This window comes from Tepidibacter mesophilus (assembly GCF_002724055.1).
GTDB lineage: Bacteria > Bacillota > Clostridia > Peptostreptococcales > Peptostreptococcaceae > Tepidibacter_A > Tepidibacter_A mesophilus.
This window is the reverse complement of sequence record NZ_BDQY01000001.1, coordinates 187,970-207,911: the sequence shown is the minus strand read 5'-3', so window position 1 is coordinate 207,911 and position 19,942 is coordinate 187,970. Positions and strand designations below refer to the sequence as shown.

At 29.1% G+C, this 19,942-nt stretch carries 21 protein-coding genes; 17 read left to right on the top strand and 4 right to left on the bottom strand.

The genetic code is table 11. From position 1 onward, the window contains the following. Positions 1-25: 25 nt before the first annotated feature. From Tmeso_RS00980 to Tmeso_RS00970, 3 genes are read right to left on the bottom strand one after another with little or no spacing between them, the layout of a single operon-like run. Positions 26-1,831 carry an NADH-dependent [FeFe] hydrogenase, group A6 gene (locus Tmeso_RS00980; RefSeq protein ID WP_099187344.1) on the bottom strand — a complete coding sequence of 602 codons (1,806 nt, stop codon included), beginning with the start codon at positions 1,829-1,831 and terminating at the stop codon, positions 26-28. Positions 1,832-1,846: 15 nt separating this feature from the next. After that, a complete protein-coding gene (locus Tmeso_RS00975; protein WP_242967806.1) occupies positions 1,847-3,709 on the bottom strand; it encodes an NADH-quinone oxidoreductase subunit NuoF in 1,863 nt (620 codons plus the stop codon). 48 nt (positions 3,710-3,757) lie between these two features. Then, positions 3,758-4,270 (bottom strand): NADH-quinone oxidoreductase subunit NuoE family protein, encoded by a 513-nt coding sequence (locus tag Tmeso_RS00970; RefSeq protein ID WP_099187340.1) that lies wholly within the window; start codon positions 4,268-4,270, stop codon positions 3,758-3,760. Between the two features lie 122 nt (positions 4,271-4,392). Here Tmeso_RS00970 and Tmeso_RS16270 point away from each other — a divergent pair, with 122 nt between their 5' ends. The 13 genes from Tmeso_RS16270 (at position 4,393) to Tmeso_RS00910 (ending at position 14,681) form a co-directional block, all read left to right on the top strand. After that, a complete protein-coding gene (locus tag Tmeso_RS16270) occupies positions 4,393-4,539 on the top strand; it encodes a hypothetical protein (RefSeq protein ID WP_187296176.1) in 147 nt (48 codons plus the stop codon). Positions 4,540-4,575: 36 nt separating this feature from the next. After that, complete coding sequence (gene prmA / locus Tmeso_RS00965; RefSeq protein WP_099187337.1) at positions 4,576-5,517, top strand: 50S ribosomal protein L11 methyltransferase; 942 nt, start codon at positions 4,576-4,578, stop codon at positions 5,515-5,517. A 2-nt stretch (positions 5,518-5,519) separates the two neighbouring features. Next, a complete protein-coding gene (locus Tmeso_RS00960) occupies positions 5,520-6,278 on the top strand; it encodes a 16S rRNA (uracil(1498)-N(3))-methyltransferase (RefSeq protein WP_099187335.1) in 759 nt (252 codons plus the stop codon). Further along, positions 6,271-7,563 (top strand): tRNA (N(6)-L-threonylcarbamoyladenosine(37)-C(2))-methylthiotransferase MtaB, encoded by a 1,293-nt coding sequence (mtaB, locus tag Tmeso_RS00955; RefSeq protein WP_099187333.1) that lies wholly within the window; start codon positions 6,271-6,273, stop codon positions 7,561-7,563. The genes Tmeso_RS00960 and mtaB overlap by 8 nt, the downstream gene beginning before the upstream one ends. 28 nt (positions 7,564-7,591) lie before the next feature. Next, a complete protein-coding gene (locus Tmeso_RS00950; protein WP_187296175.1) occupies positions 7,592-7,945 on the top strand; it encodes a histidine triad nucleotide-binding protein in 354 nt (117 codons plus the stop codon). A 250-nt stretch (positions 7,946-8,195) separates the two neighbouring features. Further along, positions 8,196-8,378, top strand: coding sequence for a 30S ribosomal protein S21 (rpsU, locus tag Tmeso_RS00945; RefSeq protein ID WP_099187329.1), 183 nt, complete (start codon positions 8,196-8,198; stop codon positions 8,376-8,378). A gap of 19 nt (positions 8,379-8,397) precedes the next feature. Then, complete coding sequence (locus tag Tmeso_RS00940) at positions 8,398-8,841, top strand: GatB/YqeY domain-containing protein (RefSeq protein WP_099187327.1); 444 nt, start codon at positions 8,398-8,400, stop codon at positions 8,839-8,841. Positions 8,842-9,080: 239 nt separating this feature from the next. After that, positions 9,081-9,563 (top strand): TspO/MBR family protein, encoded by a 483-nt coding sequence (locus Tmeso_RS00935; RefSeq protein ID WP_099187325.1) that lies wholly within the window; start codon positions 9,081-9,083, stop codon positions 9,561-9,563. A gap of 101 nt (positions 9,564-9,664) precedes the next feature. After that, positions 9,665-11,278, top strand: coding sequence for a response regulator (locus Tmeso_RS00930; RefSeq protein ID WP_099187323.1), 1,614 nt, complete (start codon positions 9,665-9,667; stop codon positions 11,276-11,278). Between the two features lie 12 nt (positions 11,279-11,290). Next, complete coding sequence (locus tag Tmeso_RS00925; protein WP_099187321.1) at positions 11,291-12,586, top strand: NfeD family protein; 1,296 nt, start codon at positions 11,291-11,293, stop codon at positions 12,584-12,586. Between the two features lie 4 nt (positions 12,587-12,590). After that, on the top strand, positions 12,591-13,574 hold the full coding sequence (gene floA / locus Tmeso_RS00920; RefSeq protein ID WP_099187319.1) for a flotillin-like protein FloA: 984 nt from the start codon (positions 12,591-12,593) through the stop codon (positions 13,572-13,574). Positions 13,575-13,585: 11 nt separating this feature from the next. After that, positions 13,586-14,023, top strand: a complete 438-nt coding sequence (locus Tmeso_RS00915) for a hypothetical protein (RefSeq protein WP_099187317.1) — start codon at positions 13,586-13,588, stop codon at positions 14,021-14,023. A 268-nt stretch (positions 14,024-14,291) separates the two neighbouring features. After that, positions 14,292-14,681 carry a CGGC domain-containing protein gene (locus Tmeso_RS00910; protein WP_099187315.1) on the top strand — a complete coding sequence of 130 codons (390 nt, stop codon included), beginning with the start codon at positions 14,292-14,294 and terminating at the stop codon, positions 14,679-14,681. Positions 14,682-14,754: 73 nt separating this feature from the next. Here Tmeso_RS00910 and Tmeso_RS00905 read toward each other — a convergent pair whose 3' ends face one another. Further along, positions 14,755-15,927: an MFS transporter gene (locus Tmeso_RS00905; RefSeq protein WP_099187313.1), complete on the bottom strand. Its 1,173-nt coding sequence runs from the start codon at positions 15,925-15,927 to the stop codon at positions 14,755-14,757. Between the two features lie 135 nt (positions 15,928-16,062). On the opposite strand from Tmeso_RS00905, the gene Tmeso_RS00900 reads away from it, so the two are divergent. The 4 genes from Tmeso_RS00900 to Tmeso_RS00885 all read left to right on the top strand — a co-directional run bounded on the left by Tmeso_RS00900 (position 16,063) and on the right by Tmeso_RS00885 (position 19,942). Then, a complete protein-coding gene (locus Tmeso_RS00900; RefSeq protein ID WP_099187311.1) occupies positions 16,063-17,844 on the top strand; it encodes a helicase-related protein in 1,782 nt (593 codons plus the stop codon). Between the two features lie 102 nt (positions 17,845-17,946). Further along, a complete protein-coding gene (locus Tmeso_RS00895) occupies positions 17,947-18,852 on the top strand; it encodes a helix-turn-helix transcriptional regulator (protein ID WP_099187309.1) in 906 nt (301 codons plus the stop codon). Between the two features lie 92 nt (positions 18,853-18,944). Further along, complete coding sequence (locus tag Tmeso_RS00890) at positions 18,945-19,403, top strand: GyrI-like domain-containing protein (protein WP_099187307.1); 459 nt, start codon at positions 18,945-18,947, stop codon at positions 19,401-19,403. Positions 19,404-19,492: 89 nt separating this feature from the next. Beyond that, positions 19,493-19,942 carry a metallophosphoesterase family protein gene (locus tag Tmeso_RS00885; protein WP_099187305.1) on the top strand — a complete coding sequence of 150 codons (450 nt, stop codon included), beginning with the start codon at positions 19,493-19,495 and terminating at the stop codon, positions 19,940-19,942.

Below are 19,942 nucleotides of genomic sequence, written 5' to 3'. Positions count from 1 at the left end.
TAAACTATTGGTATGTGCCAATAGCTTATTTTTCAGAATCATCTTTATTTAGATAAGGATACTTACCACGAGGAGTAAAAGTTGTATGAAGGTATTTATGAGATATATGAGATAGTGGTTTTCCTAAAAACTCTTTGTAAATTTGATGTATTCTTGGGTTATCGTGAGATCGTCTTATATTTTTTGTGGTATCAACATTATATAAGGTATCAGCTCTATTGTGTCTGTAGCTTAAAGATATATACTTATAATCCCTATTTGCAAGAATTGGTTGGCCTCCTCCGCCTACGCATCCTCCAGGGCATGCCATAACTTCCATATAATCAAATTTTTTCTTGCCAGATTTGAAATCTTCTATAGCAATTCTAGCATTTTTTGTACCATGAGCGATAGCTATTGTAATGGTTTTATCACCTAGTTTTACAACTCCGTATTTTAGACCGCTTTGACCTCTGGCGTCTTCATAATCAGGAACAGACATCTCATCTCCTGTAATTAGTTTATGAGCGCTTCTAACAGCAGCTTCTAATACGCCACCTGTAGCTCCAAATATCATACCAGCTCCACTGAATTGATCAAAAGGTTCATCATATTCGCTATCTGGTAAATTTGAAAAATCAATACCTACCTCTCTAATCATCTTAACTAATTCTCTAGTTGTAAGAACATAATCTACATTTCTAAATCCATCTGAAGTCATCTCTGGACGTGCAGCTTCGAATTTTTTAGCAGTACAAGGCATTATAGCTACTGTAACTATCTTACTTGGATCTATATTGTATTTTTTAGCATACCAAGTTTTAGTTAAGGCACCACACATTTCATGAGGAGACTTAGTAGAAGATAGTTTATCTAAAAGTTCTGGATAAAAGTTTTCTGCAAATTTGACCCAACCAGGACAACACGATGATAAAAGAGGAAGCTTTTCTGGCTCGTTTAAGATTCTATCAACTAATTCACTACCTTCTTCCATTATTGTTAAATCAGCAGTAACGTCTGTTGCAAATACCTTGTCAAACCCAAGTCTTTTAAGTGATGTAACAAGCTTTTTAGTTACAAGAGTACCAATTGGCATATTGAAGGATTCTCCAATGGTTACCTGTATAGAGGGTGCAGTCTGAGCTATAACTATCTTATCCGGATCTGATATAGCATTCCAAACATTGGGTATTTCCTCTTTTTCACTTAAAGAGCCTGTAGGACAAGCAAGAACACATTGACCGCACATTATACAAGTTACATCTGCTAAATCCTTTTTAAAGGCAGGAGCTATTACAGTATCAAGACCTCTATTTAAAGGAGAGTATACATCGCAATCTTGTATAGTATTACAAGCTGCCATGCATCTTCTACAGTGGATGCACTTATTATAATCTCTTTGTATAGCTGGATTGTTGTCGTTAAATCCATAATCCTGCATTTCTCCTGTGTAAGGTATATTTCTAATGTTAAGATTATCTGCTATATTTTGAAGCTCGCAGTTTAAATTCCTAACACAGGTCAAGCATTCTCTATGATGATTTGACAGTAATAATGTTACAGCAGATTTCCTAGCTTTTCTGACTTTTTCTGTATTAGTTTTGATTCTTAATCCTTCTCGTACGGGATAAACACAAGATGCTTGTAGGTTGTTAATACCTTCTATTTCAACAACACATACCCTGCAAGCGCCTATTTCATTAATATCTTTCAAATAGCATAAACTTGGAATCTCAATATTAAGTATTCTAGCGGCCTCAAGAACAGAAATTCCGTCAGGAACCTCATAAGTTATGTTATCTATGGTTATATTTACCTTTTTATCTTCGTTATTTTCTTTAGTATTTTTCATAAATATCACCTGCCTTTATTTTTTATATATTGCATCTACTGGACATTTTGGAATACATGCGCCACATGTAATACAAGTATTTTGGTCTATAATGAAAGGAGGCTTTTTTATTTGACCTGAAATAGCATTTACTGGGCAAATTTTAGCGCAAATTCCGCAGGCAATGCATTTTTCATCTGAAATAACGACCTTCAATAAATTATTACAAACTCCAGCAGGGCAAGTTTTATCTTTTATATGAGATATAAATTCATTTTCAAAATATTTTAATGTACTTAAAATAGGGTTAGGCGCTGTTTGACCTAGTCCACATAAAGAGGCATTTTTTATATCGTATGAAAGTTCTTTTAATATATCTAAATCTTTCATTTCTCCTTTTCCATCACTTATTTTATTTAATATCTCTAAAAGTCGTTTTGTACCTATTCTACATGGAATACATTTTCCGCATGATTCTTCTTGTGCAAACTCAAGGTAAAATCTAGCAATATCAACCATGCAATCAGACTCATCCATTACGATTAGACCACCAGATCCCATCATGGAACCTATATCTGTTAAAGATTTAAAATCTATTTTTGTGTCTAATAATTCACTAGGAATACATCCACCTGAGGGTCCGCCAGTTTGAACAGATTTAAACTTTTTATTATGATTAATTCCGCCACCAATATCAAAAATTATCGTATCAAGAGATGTCCCCATAGGTACTTCTATAAGACCTGTATTGTTTATTTGCCCAGCTAAGGCAAATACCTTTGTGCCTGAGCTATCTTCTGTTCCAATACTTGTATACCAAGAGGCTCCTTTGTTAAGGATTATAGGAATATTTGAATATGTTTCTACATTGTTATTTAAAGTTGGTTTACTCCAAAGACCAGATTGAGCAGGAAATGGAGGTCTAGGATTAGGCTCACCTCTAAGGCCCATGACTGATTGAATAAGAGCTGTTTCTTCACCACAAACAAATGCTCCAGCTCCTAGTCTTATATCTAAATCAAAACTAAATGAGGACCCTAATATATTTTGTCCTAAAAGTCCCGCTTTTTTCGCTTGAGCGATAGCTATTTTTAGTCTCTCAACTGCTATTGGATATTCAGCTCTTACATATACATATCCTTTATTAGCTCCTATACAATATCCTGCTATACTCATTGCTTCTATGATACTGTGAGGATCTCCCTCGAGTATAGATCTATCCATAAAAGCACCAGGATCGCCCTCGTCTGCATTGCATACTACGTATTTTGAATCATCTTTGTAAGATGCTGCGTATTCCCATTTGATTCCTGTTGGAAATCCACCTCCGCCACGACCTCTAAGATTTGATTTTTTTATTTCCTCAATTATATCCTGAGGAGGTGTATTATTTTTTAAAATATTTGATAAAGCCATATACCCATCCATAGCTATATATTCATTTATATTCTCTGGATCAATAAGACCACAATTTCTAAGGGCTATTCTCACTTGATGATTGAAAAAGTCTATTTCGTCAATAGTCTTTTGAATTTCATCATTTTTAGGTGAATGATATAAAAGTCTATCTACTAATTTTTTGTTTTGAATGTGATCATTTAAAATATCGTCCACATCATCAGGAGATACTTCAACATAAAAAGTTCTATCTGGATGAACTACTATTATTGGACCTAATTTGCAAAATCCAAAGCAACCTGTTTTAAACACCTTAACATCTTCTTGTAAATTTCTTTTTATTATTTCTTCTTCCAGTTTTTGTCTTACTAGATTACTTTTAGATGATGTACAGCCAGTTCCTGCGCATACCAGTATATGGTGTTTATTTATTTCTTTTTCTATACTTTTGTCTTTAAATCTTATATTTATAGATTTGAGCTCATTTTCTTTTAATTGCATTAGATCTTCAATAGAATTTAATTTTTTGAAATTCAATAAAGTCACCTCCTAATTTAAAGTATTTGAATCTTTGTGTTCTTTCAGATACTTATAAAGTATAGAAGGAACATCAGCAGGAGATACTTTTCCATGTACCTCATCATTTATAGTTATAACTGGAGCAAGACCACAAGCGCCTATGCATCGTGTGGATTTTAAAGTAAACAATTTATCCATACTTGTCTCGTTTACATCTATATGCAGTTCTTCTTTGATTGTATTTAAAATATCTTGAGCACCTTTTACATAACAGGCAGTTCCGAGGCAAACTCCTATAGTATACTTTCCTTGTGGTTTTTGTGAGAACAAAGAATAAAAGCTTACAACACCGTTGATAGTTGAAATAGGTATATCGAGTTCTTGGGATATGTATGTTTGAACTTTTTCTGGTAAATATCCAAAGTATTCTTGTGATTTTTGTAAAATACTAATAAGCATACCTTTTTCATCTTTGTGTTGATTTATTATTTCATCTAGTTTTTCAAAATCTTTTTTTTCATCTTCCCTTATTTTAATTTTCATAGTTTCACCTACCTTTTACTTAATAATGAAATTATTATAGAAATTCACATGTATTATTTGTAAATATACATATAGTTATTCAATTTATTAGAAAAAATTTAAAATAATTACTTAATATTTAGATGAGATTCTTACTGGATTGTATATACAAATTTATTATTGTTGATAATAATATTATGTTTGGAAGAGAAAAAATAGGAAAAATAGAATACATGATATTTTGTGTAGATTCTTGTCTTAAATTACTGTATAATAATTACTACAGTTAAATTGGAAAAAATAATGATATGAAGGAAGGTATCTTTATGAAGTGGATTGAGGTTACAATTAAAACTACTACGGAAGCGGTTGAAGCAGTTACAAGTATTATTTATGAGTGTGAAGTGGGCGGTGTGGTAATAGAAGATCCTAATGATTTCTTATTTCAAGATAAAGAAGATGTAGCTTGGGATTACATAGAAGAAAATGTATTTGATACAGGATATGAAGGGGTTATAATAAAGGCCTACCTTAACGAACAAAAGAACATCGTTGGAGAAGTCGAAATGATAAGAGAAAAAATAAAGCTACTTCCAACGTATGGAATAAATATAGGAGAAGGTAGTGTGAATATAACTGAGGTCGACGAACAGGACTGGGCTAATTCATGGAAACAATATTATAAACCTGCTAAAGTAGGAGAAAAAATAGTTGTAAAACCTACATGGGAAGAATATGAGAAAAATGAAGACGAGATAGTAATAGAGCTTGATCCAGGTATGGCATTTGGGACGGGAACTCATGAAACTACAACCATGTGTATAAGAGAATTAGAGAAGAGAATAAATAATGAAGATGTAGTATTTGATATAGGGTGCGGGAGCGGTATATTATCTATTGCAGCAGCTAAACTTGGAGCTAAAGAAACTATAGGCGTAGACCTTGATGAGGTTGCTGTTAAGGTTTCTAAAGAAAACGTAGAATTTAATAACGTAGATTCTTCTGTTGAAATAAGATACGGAAATTTAATGAATGTTGTTACTGAAAAAGCTGACATAGTAGTTGCCAATATTATAGCAGAGATTATAGCTATACTTGCAAAAGATGTTTCTAATTTCTTAAATGATGGAGGATTATTCATATCATCTGGTATAATACTTGAGAAAATAGAACTCGTTAAAGCTGCTCTTTTAGAGAATAACTTCGAAATTTTAGAGGTTAATACTATGGGAGAATGGGCAGTTATCGTATCTAAAAAGGGTGAATAATAATGGATAGATTTTTTGTGGATTTAAATAATATAAATTTAGAACAAAAGGAATGCTTAATACAAGGTGAGGATGTAAAGCACATATCAAAGGTTTTAAGATGTAGTATTGGAGAAAAACTTGAAGTATGTGATAAAAACAACAATGAGTATATATGTGAGATAAAAGATATAACAAAAAAAGAAGTGTTTTTAAATATAATAAAACCGGTAGATATTAAAAGAGAATGTGATATTAAAGTAAAGCTATATCAAGGGCTTCCAAAAGGTCAGAAAATGGATTTAATACTTCAAAAACTAACAGAAGTAGGTGTTAGTGAGATTATACCTGTTATAACGAAGAGAAGTGTTGCAAAACTTGAAGATAAAAAAGATAAAAAAATTCAAAGATGGGAAAGAATAGTTTATGAAGCGGCTAAGCAAAGCAAAAGAGGGATTATTCCAAAGGTAAAAGATCCTTTGAGTTTTAAAGAAGCTCTCTTAGATATGGGAAAAAATAGTATTAATATAGTTCCATACGAAAAAGAAGATTCGAAATCTATAAAGGATGCTATAAATAAAGCTAATATAAGCTCAGTTGGCATATTTATAGGTCCAGAAGGCGGATTTGATGAAGAAGAAATAAATATACTTCAAGATATAGGAGCGACATCTATAAGTTTAGGACCTAGAATACTAAGAACAGAGACTGCTTCAATAGTAGCATCTTCAATAGTTATTTATGAACTATCCCATCTAAAAGGAGATGTTAGTATTGAATAAGGTAGCATTTTATACATTAGGATGTAAAGTAAATCAATATGAGACGGAGGCTATGACAGAGCTTTTTAAAAAAGCTTCTTACGAAGTTGTAGACCATGAAGAATATGCAGATATATATGTAATAAATACTTGTACTGTTACTAATATGAGTGATAGAAAGTCAAGACAATTTATAAGAAGGTCCAAAAAAATAAATCCCAATTCTATAATCGCAGTTGTAGGCTGTTATTCTCAAGTAGCTCCAGAAGAAATACTTGATATAGAAGAAGTAAATGTAGTAATGGGAACTAATGACAGAAATAAAATAGTAGAAATTATAGAAGATATAACTAAACATGATAAAATAAGTACTGTCGATGATATCATGAAGGTTAGAGAATTTGAGGAAATGCAAATAAAAGAGGTTAGAGGAAAGACAAGAGCATTTTTAAAGATACAAGAAGGATGCGATAGATTTTGCTCTTATTGCATAATTCCTTATGCAAGAGGACCGGTTAGAAGTAGATTGTTAGATAATATATCAAGTGAAGTAAAAGATCTTGCTAATAATGGATTCAAAGAAATAGTATTAACTGGGATTCATGTAGCCTCTTATGGAAAAGACTTAGGTGATGTTACTTTACTTGAGGTATTAAAAGAAATTCATAAAATAGATGGAATTGAAAGAATAAGATTAAGTTCTGTAGAGCCTCTTTTAATGGATAATGAATTTATAGATGAGATAGCTTCTATGGAAAAAATATGTCCGCATTTTCACTTGTCTCTTCAAAGTGGATGTGATGAAACTCTTAAAAGAATGAATAGAAAATATAACACAGAACAATACAAAAATATTGTAAAGAATCTTAGAAAAAAAATAAAAAATGTAGCTATAACTACAGATGTAATTGTAGGATTTCCAGGAGAAACTGATGATGAATTTGAAAAAACGTATGAGTTTTTAAAAGAAATAGAACTTTCTCAAATGCATGTATTTAAATATTCTCCTAGAAAAGGTACCCCAGCTGCTAGTATGGAAGGTCAAATAGACCCTAAGATTAAGCAAGTAAGAAGCGAAAAGCTGATGAATTTATCTGATGAAAATAACAAGAAATTTATGGAAAGATTTTTAAATAATAATGTGTCAGTGTTGTTTGAAACAAAGCTTGAAAATGGATATTATGAAGGTTTAACTTCTAATTACATTAAAGTTTTGGTTAAATCTAATGAAAATATAGAGGGGAAAATATTGAATGTCAATTTAATTAGCACAAAACATGGATTTATAGAAGGAATTTTAGCTTAAATAGAGTATATAATATTTAGATTACATTATGGAGGTGTACATTTTGGATAATTGTATATTTTGCAAAATAATAAATGGAGAAATACCATCAGATAAAGTATATGAAGATGAAAAGGTATTAGCTTTTAAAGATATAAATCCTATAGCTCCTGTTCATATATTAGTTATACCGAAAAAGCATTATGAATCTATAATTGATATACAAGATAATGAGATGGAAATAGTAGCTTATATTCATAAAATTATTAATAAAATTGCGCATGATATGAATTTTAAAGAAGATGGATTTAGAATAGTGAATAACTGTGGGAAAAATGCAGGTCAAGAAGTAAAACATATTCATTATCATATAATTGGTGGAAAAATTTTAAAATGGGCATAAAGAAAAAAATTTAGATTTATAATAGGTTAATTTGGTTAGATTTTAAATATTTAAATGTTTAATATCGTATAATATAATGTTATTAAAAATTAATTCTCATAGTTGGGATATATGACTAAAAAGTACTTGAAAAAAATGAGGAAATAGTTTATAATAATTTGGTATGGTATTAAAACCCTGTAGTAAGCCAAGTTTATGATCGTAGCTATAGTTATAGCAAGATTGCTGGTATTGGAGGGAGGGAAGAAGAATGTCAGAAATAAAAGTAAGAGATAACGAAACTTTAGATAGTGCTCTTAAGAGATTTAAGCGTCAATGTGCTGTATCTGGAATATTATCTGAAGTTAGAAAAAGAGAGCATTACGATAAGCCAAGCGTAAAGCGTAAGAAAAAGTCTGAAGCTGCTAAGAGAAAAGCTAGCAAGAAAAGATAGTGAATAAGAGGTGGAGAGAATGTCTCTTAAGGCAAAATTAATGGATGATTTGAAGCTTGCTATGAAAGAAAAAAATCAAGTTAAAAAATCTGTTGTAACTCTTATAAGAGCTGCAATTAAGCAGTATGAGGTAGACAATAGAGTTGAACTTGATGAACAAGGTGTACTTGATATTGTTGTTAAGCAGATGAAACAACGAAAAGATGCACTTGAAGAATTTACAAAAGCAGGTAGAGAAGATCTTATATCTCAAACACAAGAAGAAATAGAAATACTTAAAGATTACTTACCAGCTCAATTAAGTGAGGAAGAGATAGAAGTTATAGTAGTCGATACCATAACTGAAATTGGAGCTTCTTCAAAGAAAGAAATGGGAAGATTAATGTCAGTGCTTATGCCTAAAGTAAAAGGAAAAGCTGACGGAAAAATTGTAAATGAATTAGTTAAAAAACACTTACAATAGATTTAAAAGACTAAAGCGTATGCTTTAGTCTTTTTATTTTGCAAAAAGTTTGATTCATATTAAGTTATGAATCATGTCATAAAGAGCCCTACTGGTTTAGTTTTCAAAATTTACATACGTTATGCCAACAAGTCTCACTACTCTGGTGATTAAAAATAGTTGTAATTTTGGATATATAAAAAAACGATGTATAAACGTTTTTTATTGTACATATAAATATATAAGAAAGGGTGGTGCGTATGATAATAGACTTGAGAAATATAAAAAAGTTAATAATAAGTATATTAATACCTTTGATAGTAGGTGGTTTAAGTAGTTACATAACTATGGATTCTATGGAATTATATAATAATTTAATTAAACCGTCGTTTGCTCCTCCTGATTATACATTTAAAGTAGTATGGCCTATTTTATACGTTCTTATGGGAATTGCTTCTTATAGAGTGTGGAAATATGGAGATGATAGAAAACAAGTTAAGAGTGCTCTTGTGTTTTATTCTATGCAACTTATATTGAATTTTATGTGGCCAATAATTTACTTCAAATTAGGACTTAGAGGATTTGCTTTAATAGAGATAATATTACTTTTATTATTTGTTATTATAACTACTATTAAGTTTTATAAGATAGATAAGATTTCGGGTTATTTGATGGGACTGTATCTGATTTGGTTATTATTTGCAACTGTTTTGAATTATTATACATGGATTTTAAATAAGTAAGAATCCCAATTTATTGGGATTTTTATTTATTCACAAGGATTTATCTATACAGTTAGAGAAATATTAAAGAGGGCAAACTTTAAAAAAGGGGAGAGAGGACAGTGGTAGATTCACAATTTTTGATTGATGATGCGATACACATGTTTTTAAGTAATCAAAGCGAAAAAATAGAGAAAATTATGATGATATTAATAAAATATAGGCTAAATGAAGATACTGAAGATTATAAAAAAATATATAGATTTTTCCACAATATAAAGGGAACTGCTGCTATGTTTGGATTGGATGAACTGTCTAATGTGGCAGGAATATACGAATCTTATTTGGAAAACTATAATGGGGAGATGTGTAATGAATATTTTGGGGAAATATTAAATGGAGTATCTTGTATTTATAAAGAAATTTCTTGTCTTAAAAATAAAAAATGTTTTAACAACGGCAATAAGGATATACACAAGAACATAAAAGAAGATATTAAGAATAAGACAATATTAGTAGTAGATGATGACGTAGATTTGTTGTCTTTATTAGAAAATATACTAAAAAAACAGGGGTACAATGTTATTAAATCTTTAGGCGCTAAAGACTTAATGTTTATACTAAATAATAAAAAAGTTGATTTGATGATATTGGATATTATAATGCCTGATAAAAATGGATTTGAACTATTAGAACAAATTAAAAAAGAAAATATAAATATCCCTATAATATTTTTGACTGCTAAAAATATAGCTAGAGATAGAATAAGAGCTTTAAAGGAAGGGGCAGAGGATTATATAACTAAGCCGTTTCAAACAGAAGAGTTAATTGTTAGAATAGAAAATATATTTAAAAAAGTTGATCACTATCATGGCAAAATAAGTAAAGATAATCTTACTGGAGTATATAATAAAAATTTTTTCAATCAAAATATAAAAAATATAGAGAATAGTCTAAAATATAATGACGGTATATCAATAGCATTTATAGATTTTGATTATTTTAAAAGTATAAACGATAAATATGGTCATTTAGCTGGGGATTATGTATTAAGCATACTTGTAAATGAACTTAAAGAGTCTCTTCGCGATGAAGATGAGATATATCGATTTGGAGGAGATGAGTTTTTAATTCTATTTAAGAATTTATTAAAAAAACAAGTTTGCAGTGTTATGCAAAGATGCTTAGATAATATAAGCAAAAAAAATATTAATTACCGAGGAAATAATATAAAGATATCTTTTAGTGCTGGAATAACGACTACAGTTAAAAATGAACCTATACAGGAAGCTCTTGATCGTGCTGATAAAGCTTTGTATATTTCAAAAGATGAGGGAAGGGGAAAGATAACTTATCTAGAAAAGGAATACACTAAGAAAAGAGTATTGTTAATAGATGACTCTAATATGATAGTTAGGATTATCAAAGATAGACTTATGAATAATTATGATGTAGAATATAGTAATGATGGAAATGATGGAATAAAAATTTATGAAAGTTTTAAACCGGATTTAGTCATAACAGACTATACACTTCCTGGTATGGATGGTTGTGAAATATGTGATTATATAAAAAATACTAAAAAAGATAAGAATACAAAGGTTTTTATATTGAGTTGTAATTGCAAGCAGGAAGATATAGATGACTGCTTTGAAAAGGGAGCGGACGATTATATAATAAAGCCATTTTGTCTATCAGATTTAGAAAGAAGAGTCGATAAAATACTTAATGGATAAGAGGGTGAAATTTTGAAAAATATAAGTAAATTGATAGTAATTCTATTTATGGCTATTTTAATATTACCATACAAAGGATTTGCTGATTCTGAAAATATAATATACAAAATCGATGTTAAGGGTGAAGTTAATAAAGGGATGTATCATTATATAAAAGAGTCAATAGAGCAGGCGAATAAAGAAAATGCAGACTATATACTTTTTGATATAGATACTTATGGTGGTCGTGTAGATTCTGCTGTTGATATAAGTGATATTATAATAGAACAAGATACACCTACTATAGCTTATATAAATAAAAAGGCAGAATCCGCGGGAGTTTTAATATCTATATCTTGTGATTATATATATATGAACAATTACTCTACAATTGGTTCTGCTGAAACTATACCTAATACAGAAAAAAATATATCGTATTGGACATCACAACTTAGGGCTGTAGCTGAGCAAAAGAAAAGAGATACTGAGGTTGTTGCAGCCATGGCTGATAAAGATATAAAAATAAAAGATTTAGTAGATAAAGGCAAGTTACTTAATTTAACTACTAAAAAAGCGTATGAAATAAAATTTATAGATGGGATAGCTTCTTCGAATAAGGCAATTTACACTGATTTGAATATAGATAATTATGTTCAAAAAGATGCGACTATTAAGATTGCTGGGCTTTTTAGAAATATAATAACATCTACATATATTGCGCCTATTTTACTATCTTTAGGATTTATAGGAATGATATTAGAAATTTTAACCCCAGGATTTGGATTTGGTGGTATAATAAGTATTGTTGGATTTTCATTATTCTTTATGGGATCTATGTATACAGGCAATTCTACTAGTACAACTGTATTTGTATTTGGAATAGGTATTATTCTACTTGTAATAGAAGCTATGGCTCCGGGATTTGGGTTGTTTGGTACAATTGGAGTAGGAAGCATTATATTCAGTATAATAATGGCTTCTAGTAATATGGTGCAAGCTTTTTTTGTTATAATGATTTCGTTTACAGTAAGTATATTTGCGCTAATCTATATACTAAAAAAACTTCCTAAGAGGAAAATGTATAAGACTTTATTTTTAAATACAACACTTGATGTTGAAAAAGGATATATTCCATCAAAAGATAATAGAATCTATTTGAACAAAGAAGGAACAAGTATTTCAGATTTAAGACCATCTGGTAAAATCGATGTAGATGGCGAAATATTAGATGTAATAACTGAGGGTATATTTATTGGAGTTGGACAAAAAGTAAGAATAGTAAAAGTTGAATCAAACAAAATAATAGTAAGATATATCAAGGAGGGATAGTATTATGATAGCACCTATAGTAGGTATAGCTTTAATAGTTATACTTGTAGTTTTATTTTTTAGCTTTATACCAGTTGGACTTTGGATTACAGCTTTATTCTCAGGAGTTAAGATATCTATTTTAACACTTGTTGGAATGAGATTCAGAAGAGTTTCGCCAGCTAGAATTGTAAATCCGATGATAAAGGCTACAAAAGCAGGTTTAAATCTTGGAATAGACAACCTAGAGGCTCATTATCTAGCTGGAGGAGATGTCAATTCTGTTGTAGATGCTTTAATTGCAGCTCAAAGAGCTAATATAAATCTTGAGTTTGAGCAAGCAGCAGCTATAGATCTTGCTGGTAGAGATGTACTTGAAGCTGTTCAAGTTAGTGTAAATCCTAAGGTCATAGAGACTCCAAAAATTGCAGCAATGGCAAAGGATGGTATAGAGGTTATAGCAAGAGCAAGGGTTACTGTAAGAGCAAATATTGAAAGATTAGTTGGAGGAGCAGGAGAAGAGACTATAATAGCAAGAGTTGGAGAAGGTATAGTCACAACTGTAGGTTCATCTATTAATCATAAGGCAGTTCTTGAAAACCCAGATTCCATTTCTCAAAGGGTATTAGAAAAGGGTCTTGATTCTGGCACTGCATTTGAAATACTATCTATAGATATAGCCGATGTTGATGTAGGAAGAAATATAGGAGCGCAACTTCAAACAGATCAAGCTGAGGCTGATAAAAAGATAGCCCAAGCAAAAGCAGAAGAGAGAAGAGCAATGGCAATAGCAAAAGAACAGGAAATGAAGGCTATGGTTGAGCAAATGAGAGCTAAAGTTGTTGAAGCAGAGGCTGAAATTCCGCTAGCTATATCAGAGGCATTCAAAAATGGAAATTTAGGTGTTATGGATTATTATAACCTTAAAAATGTTATGGCTGATACAAATATGAGAGAATCTATATCGAAAGTAGGCTCTAATAAATCAAATATAAAGACTGATAAATAAGGTGTGATAATATGGAAGGCATATTAATACCAGCTCTTATATATGTGATTAGTATTGTTTTCAAAGCTTTTTTTAAAGACGAAGATGAGGGTACTGAAAATAAAAATACTTTATTAAAAAATGTAAATAATACAGTTAAAAAAATAGAGAATAATTTAAATGAATTAAGTTATAACTATAAAAAACAAAAACATATAAAAGAGTCTAAAGAGGAATATGTAGATGAAGATATATCTACTATATTTACAGAAGATATTGAAGCTAAACAAGACCCTAAAAATATAGATGATTATATTAATCAGGAACAAAACTTAAATAAAGATTATGATAAAAATAGCAAAAGTATGAATTCAGATGAAGGGTTTGATCTTTTTTCAGATTCAGATGATTTGATGAAGGCGATTATTATGTCTGAAATATTAAGTAAACCAAAAAGTATTAAAAGATAAAATTCGTCTAGTTGTTATGCACTGACTCATGACGCAAACAAGTCTAACGGCTTTGTTGTTTAAAATAGTTGTAAATATAGTTCTTTTATGGATATTATCTATAATTTGAAAATTATATAATTTGTTTAAAGATAAAAAAAGGCTATCTTGAAATAGAAATTGATTTCTATGACGAGGTAGTTTTTTTGTGTGATAATTAACACATAAAATCATTTTTAACAATGATATAATAAATTTTGAAATTGTATAAAATATGGAGGAAAATAAGATGAAAAAAGTTGCTATATATGTATGTGGAGAGGTTTCAAAAAAATGTACTGCAAATGGGTGTTTAAGGACATTCAATCAAAAGGAAGATTCTTTTGAAAGATATAAAGAAGTTGGGTGTCAGTTAGTTTGCTTTAATAATTGTAATGGATGTGACAAAAATCCACTTGAAAGTGTTAAAACAAAAATAGAAAAGCTTAAAAAAGCAGATGTAGATACAATACATTTATCTACATGTATAAGAGGTAGATGTGAGCACTACGAAGAATTTGCCAAAGAATTTGCTCAATATTTTGATGTTATTGGATATACACATGGTTCACTAGAAGGGAAAAAGAGTAATAATATAAATATATTACTTACGAGTAAAAACAATCATAGTCAAGAATAGATTTTCTATTAGATTAGCCTACGTTAAAAGATAGATTTATGAGAACAGGGTGATTATTAATAATCACCCTTGTTTATACATCCCACATTTTTATTTTTCTTAAGAAATAAAGAGCAATTAATTGACCGCTTCCTATAAAAAGTAAAAAGTAATTAAGTACTCTATCGTTTTTTATAAAAGTTAAAAGAATCATTAGTAAGGTTGTACATAGTATTCGTCCTGTATTAAGGGCAATATCTCTACTTATAATATATTCAATTCTCATATTATCTTCATGGTGCTGAGCCAGTACATTAAAAGTAGCAGATGTCATAGGCACATAAAAAAATGGTACAGACATTGCATCTAATATAATAAAGAATAATATGGAAGAATAATTGATTTTTATAACTAGTCCTAAAACTGAAATAAACATAAATATTGCACCTATATGTAGGGCAAATGTTCTTCTGTTTGGTTTTATAAACTTTTGTTCTAATATATAAGATGCTGATGAAATCAAATAAGCAATTAAAAAAAGCTTTCCTAGTTCCATTTCACTTTTTGTTGTTTTATAGATTAATATATTGAGTAAAAATAATATTACAACATCTCTTAATCCCCAAGCAGCTGTACTTTTTCTTAGATTATTCCACTCAAAATTATTACTACCTATTATTTTCTTAAAATCTAGTTTTTCTTTATAGTGTTTTGAACGAAGTAATAAACTTATAAGTATTAAAATAATAAAACATATTAATGACAGAGCAAATACTATCATATATCCTGCCGTATTGTTACTTCTTTCAATAATATAAGCTGCTGTAAAAGGAGCGATAGCAGCGGATATTCCAGCTATAAAACCATTATATCCATTAAAAGTATCTCTGTTGTTAGTAGATGTAAAATCAAAGCTTAGCACATCAAAAGCAAGCCAATAGAAGCCTCCAGCTACTCCAAATAATATTCCAAGAGGGTAAATGTATTTTATAATGCGATCTTTTATTAAAAGAATTAAAATAAAAAACAATATATAAAAAACAATTCCGATTCTAAGCGACCATATTCCATTTTTTTTCTTTGCAAGCCATCCTGCAATAGTAAAAGAAATTGGCAAAAATATATACTGAATTAGATTATACTGCGAAATTAGGATAAAATCATTTGATTTTTTCCATAAGAATATATTTACAAAAACATTGGACAAACCTTTAGCAAGGGTAAATAATCCACTAACTATTAATAAAATTTTTGCTTCTTTTGACATTGATACCTCCAAGAATATAAGTATTTTAAATTTATTTATTATTTTATTGTTTTCAATTAATATGAAAATTATAATGGCAAAAAAACTCATTTTTATCTACAAAATAGCAAACACTAATTACAAGGAGGAATAACCATGAAATTATCAGTAGCAGAAAGAGAAATTAAAAAACTCAAAAATCAAATAAAACAGGTTGAGCAAATAATAAAGAACACAAAAATAAATGAATTATGGGATCATGAAGCGTCTCTTCGTAAGAAATTGAAGCTTATAGCAGAAATAGAGAACATATTTAATAAAAAACGAAATCCTACAAAACATAACGAAGCAAATAAATTATATGGAAAATATGAGGGATTACTGAATTATGTATCTGAAAAATTGCTTTCAGAATATAATCAAAAAAATAATTCGGACTATAAACTAGAAGAAATAATAGATAATCATTATGAATGTTATAAAAGTTCAGGATTAATGAATATTTTGATTACAAAATATATCCCAAATCTGATAAATGAAAAAATGGATATAATATTTCCTCAAAATCCAAAAGATGAATATTTAAAAGCAAGAAGAATAAAGAGAACTATTTATCTACATTTAGGAGAGACCAATACTGGTAAAACATATAATTCAATGCAAAGACTTAAAGAAAGTAGAAAAGGGATATATCTTGCACCTCTTAGAATACTTGCATTAGAAAACTATGAAAGGTTAAATAATGAAGGGGTAGCATGCAGTTTATTTACAGGAGAAGAAGAGATAATTCATCAAAATGCGGATCATATTTCATGTACTATAGAAAAACTAAATATAAATGAAGAATTTGAACTAGCAATAATTGATGAAATACAGATGATAGTTGATGAAAAAAGAGGGGCAGCATGGACTAGGGCGTTGTTAGGATTAAGATGCAGAGAAATACATATATGTGGCGCATCAAATGCAAAAAAAATATTAATCAATATTATAAAAGACATAGGTGATGATTATATAATTAAAGAGTATAAACGCAATATTCCACTTGAGATAGAGGAAAAGTCGTTTAAATACAAAGATGTTAAGGATGGAGATGCTCTAGTTGTGTTTTCTAAAAAAAGAGTTCTTGAACTTGCTCTGCTCTATTCAAACTTTGGAATTGAATGTAGTTTAATATATGGTGATTTACCGCCAGAAGTTAGAAAAAAACAGTATGCTAAATTTTTAAATAAAGAAACATCCGTTTTAATTACAACAGATGCTATTGGAATGGGAGTTAACCTTCCGATTAAAAGAATAGTATTTATGGAAATAAAAAAGTTTGATGGGAAAGAATTTAGATTTTTAAATTCTCAAGAAGCTAAACAAATAGCAGGTAGAGCAGGTAGGAAAGGAATATATGATGTCGGATATGTTGCTGTATATGGAGACAATTTTGAATATATAAATAAATCTATTAATAGTAAAGATAATGATATTGAATATGCAATTTTAGGCCCAAGTGAAGATATATTAAATATTGAAAATGTTTCTTTAACAGAAAAACTATCCGTTTGGGGCGAGACAGAATGTAAATCATTATTATATGAAAAAATGGATATAGATGAATATTTAATTGTACTATATAACATAAAAAAATATAATCTTTCACAAATTATTAAATGGAAACTTTTGAAGATACCATTCGATGTAGATAATAAAGAGCTTATGGATACATTTATATCATATATTGATGAATTATTTATTGCAAAAAGAAATGAATTATTCAAGCCTATGTATAAATTTGAATCACTTGATGAATTAGAAATTTATTATCAGAAAATAAATTTATATTATTCTTTTGGTAAAATTTTTGGACCTACAATTGATGAAGAATGGATATATGAGGAAAGACAGAAAGTGAGTAAAAAAATAAATAATTTATTGCTTAATATATAACAAAAATGAGTATCAAAGAATATGGCATCTATTTTAAATTATCTTTTAATAATATATATATAGCATATTTAACTGTTATAATATTCTTGGGTGGTGATATCAATGCAAATTGATAGGTTGTTTAAAATCGTATATATATTATTAGATAAAGAACAGATAACTGCAAAGGAATTGTCTGAAATATTTGAGGTATCTACAAGAACAATATATAGAGATATAGAAACTCTTTCTTTGGCTGGAATTCCAATTTATACAAGTAAAGGAAAAGGTGGAGGAATAAGTTTGCTAGACAATTTTGTAATGAATAAGTCCGTTTTATCAAATGAAGAACAGAATAATTTATTAATGGGATTGGAAACACTTAAAGTCACTGGATATGAGAATGTTGATGGTTCGATTTTAAAGTTGAAAAATTTATTCAATAAAAAAATTGATAATTGGATAGAAGTTGATTTTTCAAATTGGGGAGGTTCAAAAGTAGAAAAAGCTAAATTTGAAACATTAAAATTTTCACTAACAAACTGTAGAACTATACAGTTTGATTATTATAATTTATTTGGAGATAAAACAAACAGAATAGTCAATCCTATTAAATTGATATTTAAACATAAAGCATGGTATTTGCAAGCATTTTGTTTATTAAAAAATGATTTTCGTATTTTTAAGGCGTATAGGATAAAGAAATTGATAGTAACTGAGCATACTTTTGATAGAAGTTACTATAATGCAGCTGACACAACTTTTTCTTATAAAAATGAACCAAATGTAATTGACTTAAAAATTATACTATCATCACAAGTGAAACATAGAGTATATGATGAATTTGATGAAAAAGATGTTACTAAAAATTTGGATGGTAGTTTTACTATTGATATTATTATAGCAGAAGATGAGTGGTTATATAATTATATCATATCCTTTGGTGAACATATTAATATTATTACTCCAAAATACATACGAGGAATTATTAAAAATAAACTAGAGATAACTTTAAAAAACTATAAATAATTTTCAAAATAAGACATGCTGATGTCATATTAACTTTATTATACTATATTTAGTTCATAGAAATGAACAAATAAAATAATGAGGTGATAAATATGCAATACGAAATAGTTACATTAACTAAAAAAGTTGTTGTTGGAAAATCAATTAGGACAACTAATAAAAATGAACAATCAATGAAGGATATTGGAGCAATGTGGGAAAAATTTATTAATGAGTCTATCTATGAGAATATTAGAAACAAGGTTGATGGAAAAGGAATAGGGTTGTATACAAAGTATGACGGAGATGCAACAAAACCGTATACATTTATGTGCTGTTGTGAAGTGACAGAGCCGGATAATAGCGATGGGCTTGATAAAAAAATAATTAATGAAGGAAAGTATGCAAAGTTTACTATTAAAGGTAATATGGTTAAAGAAGTAGGTGAAGCGTGGTATGAAATATGGAATATGGACTTGGATAGAAAATATGATAGTGATTTTGAATTGTATCACAATGATTCAGAGGATATGAACAATCAAACTATAGATATATTTATATCATTGAATTAATAAATTATTAAAGAATCAAATGTAAGTTTTTAAAAGCTTACATTTGACTGTATACTATAATTATAAATAGATAAAGAAAGGATAAAGATATGAAAATAGGGATTATATCAGATACCCATGGCTTGTTAAGAGGCGAGGTTATACAATACCTTCAAGGATGTGAATATATTTTTCATGCAGGGGACATAGGAAGCGAAGAATTGTTATACCGTTTACAAACAATTGGATACGTATATGCTGTTCGTGGTAATATTGATAGAGAAAAATGGGCATATAATCTTCCTTGTAAAGTAAACTGTGTTATAGATAAGGTGAAATTTTGTATGGTTCATGATAAGAAAGATATTCCTAAAGAGTTAGAAGGTATTGATTTAATTATTTATGGTCACTCTCATAAATACGAGGATAAAGAGTTAAATGGAATACGTTATTTTAATCCTGGTAGCTGTGGGAAGAAGAGATTTTCGTTGCCATTATCTATGGCTACAGGTGAGATAAATAAAGATAGGATAATGTTTGAGAAGATAAGTATTAATTAA

Excerpts from the sequence above, each read along its gene's own strand:
- Tmeso_RS00970 (WP_099187340.1), bottom strand. The coding sequence starts at position 4,270 with ATGAAAATTAAAATAAGGGAAGATGAAAAAAAAGATTTTGAAAAACTA.
- Tmeso_RS00895 (WP_099187309.1), top strand. The coding sequence starts at position 17,947 with ATGCAAATTGATAGGTTGTTTAAAATCGTATATATATTATTAGATAAA.
- Tmeso_RS00905 (WP_099187313.1), bottom strand. The coding sequence starts at position 15,927 with ATGTCAAAAGAAGCAAAAATTTTATTAATAGTTAGTGGATTATTTACC.
- Tmeso_RS00935 (WP_099187325.1), top strand. The coding sequence starts at position 9,081 with ATGATAATAGACTTGAGAAATATAAAAAAGTTAATAATAAGTATATTA.
- prmA (WP_099187337.1), top strand. The coding sequence starts at position 4,576 with ATGAAGTGGATTGAGGTTACAATTAAAACTACTACGGAAGCGGTTGAA.
- rpsU (WP_099187329.1), top strand. The coding sequence starts at position 8,196 with ATGTCAGAAATAAAAGTAAGAGATAACGAAACTTTAGATAGTGCTCTT.
- Tmeso_RS00910 (WP_099187315.1), top strand. The coding sequence starts at position 14,292 with ATGAAAAAAGTTGCTATATATGTATGTGGAGAGGTTTCAAAAAAATGT.
- Tmeso_RS00885 (WP_099187305.1), top strand. The coding sequence starts at position 19,493 with ATGAAAATAGGGATTATATCAGATACCCATGGCTTGTTAAGAGGCGAG.
- Tmeso_RS00940 (WP_099187327.1), top strand. The coding sequence starts at position 8,398 with ATGTCTCTTAAGGCAAAATTAATGGATGATTTGAAGCTTGCTATGAAA.
- Tmeso_RS00950 (WP_187296175.1), top strand. The coding sequence starts at position 7,592 with ATGGAGGTGTACATTTTGGATAATTGTATATTTTGCAAAATAATAAAT.
- Tmeso_RS00890 (WP_099187307.1), top strand. The coding sequence starts at position 18,945 with ATGCAATACGAAATAGTTACATTAACTAAAAAAGTTGTTGTTGGAAAA.
- Tmeso_RS00980 (WP_099187344.1), bottom strand. The coding sequence starts at position 1,831 with ATGAAAAATACTAAAGAAAATAACGAAGATAAAAAGGTAAATATAACC.
- Tmeso_RS00915 (WP_099187317.1), top strand. The coding sequence starts at position 13,586 with ATGGAAGGCATATTAATACCAGCTCTTATATATGTGATTAGTATTGTT.
- Tmeso_RS00900 (WP_099187311.1), top strand. The coding sequence starts at position 16,063 with ATGAAATTATCAGTAGCAGAAAGAGAAATTAAAAAACTCAAAAATCAA.
- Tmeso_RS00975 (WP_242967806.1), bottom strand. The coding sequence starts at position 3,709 with ATGCAATTAAAAGAAAATGAGCTCAAATCTATAAATATAAGATTTAAA.
- Tmeso_RS00960 (WP_099187335.1), top strand. The coding sequence starts at position 5,520 with ATGGATAGATTTTTTGTGGATTTAAATAATATAAATTTAGAACAAAAG.
- floA (WP_099187319.1), top strand. The coding sequence starts at position 12,591 with ATGATAGCACCTATAGTAGGTATAGCTTTAATAGTTATACTTGTAGTT.
- Tmeso_RS16270 (WP_187296176.1), top strand. The coding sequence starts at position 4,393 with ATGAGATTCTTACTGGATTGTATATACAAATTTATTATTGTTGATAAT.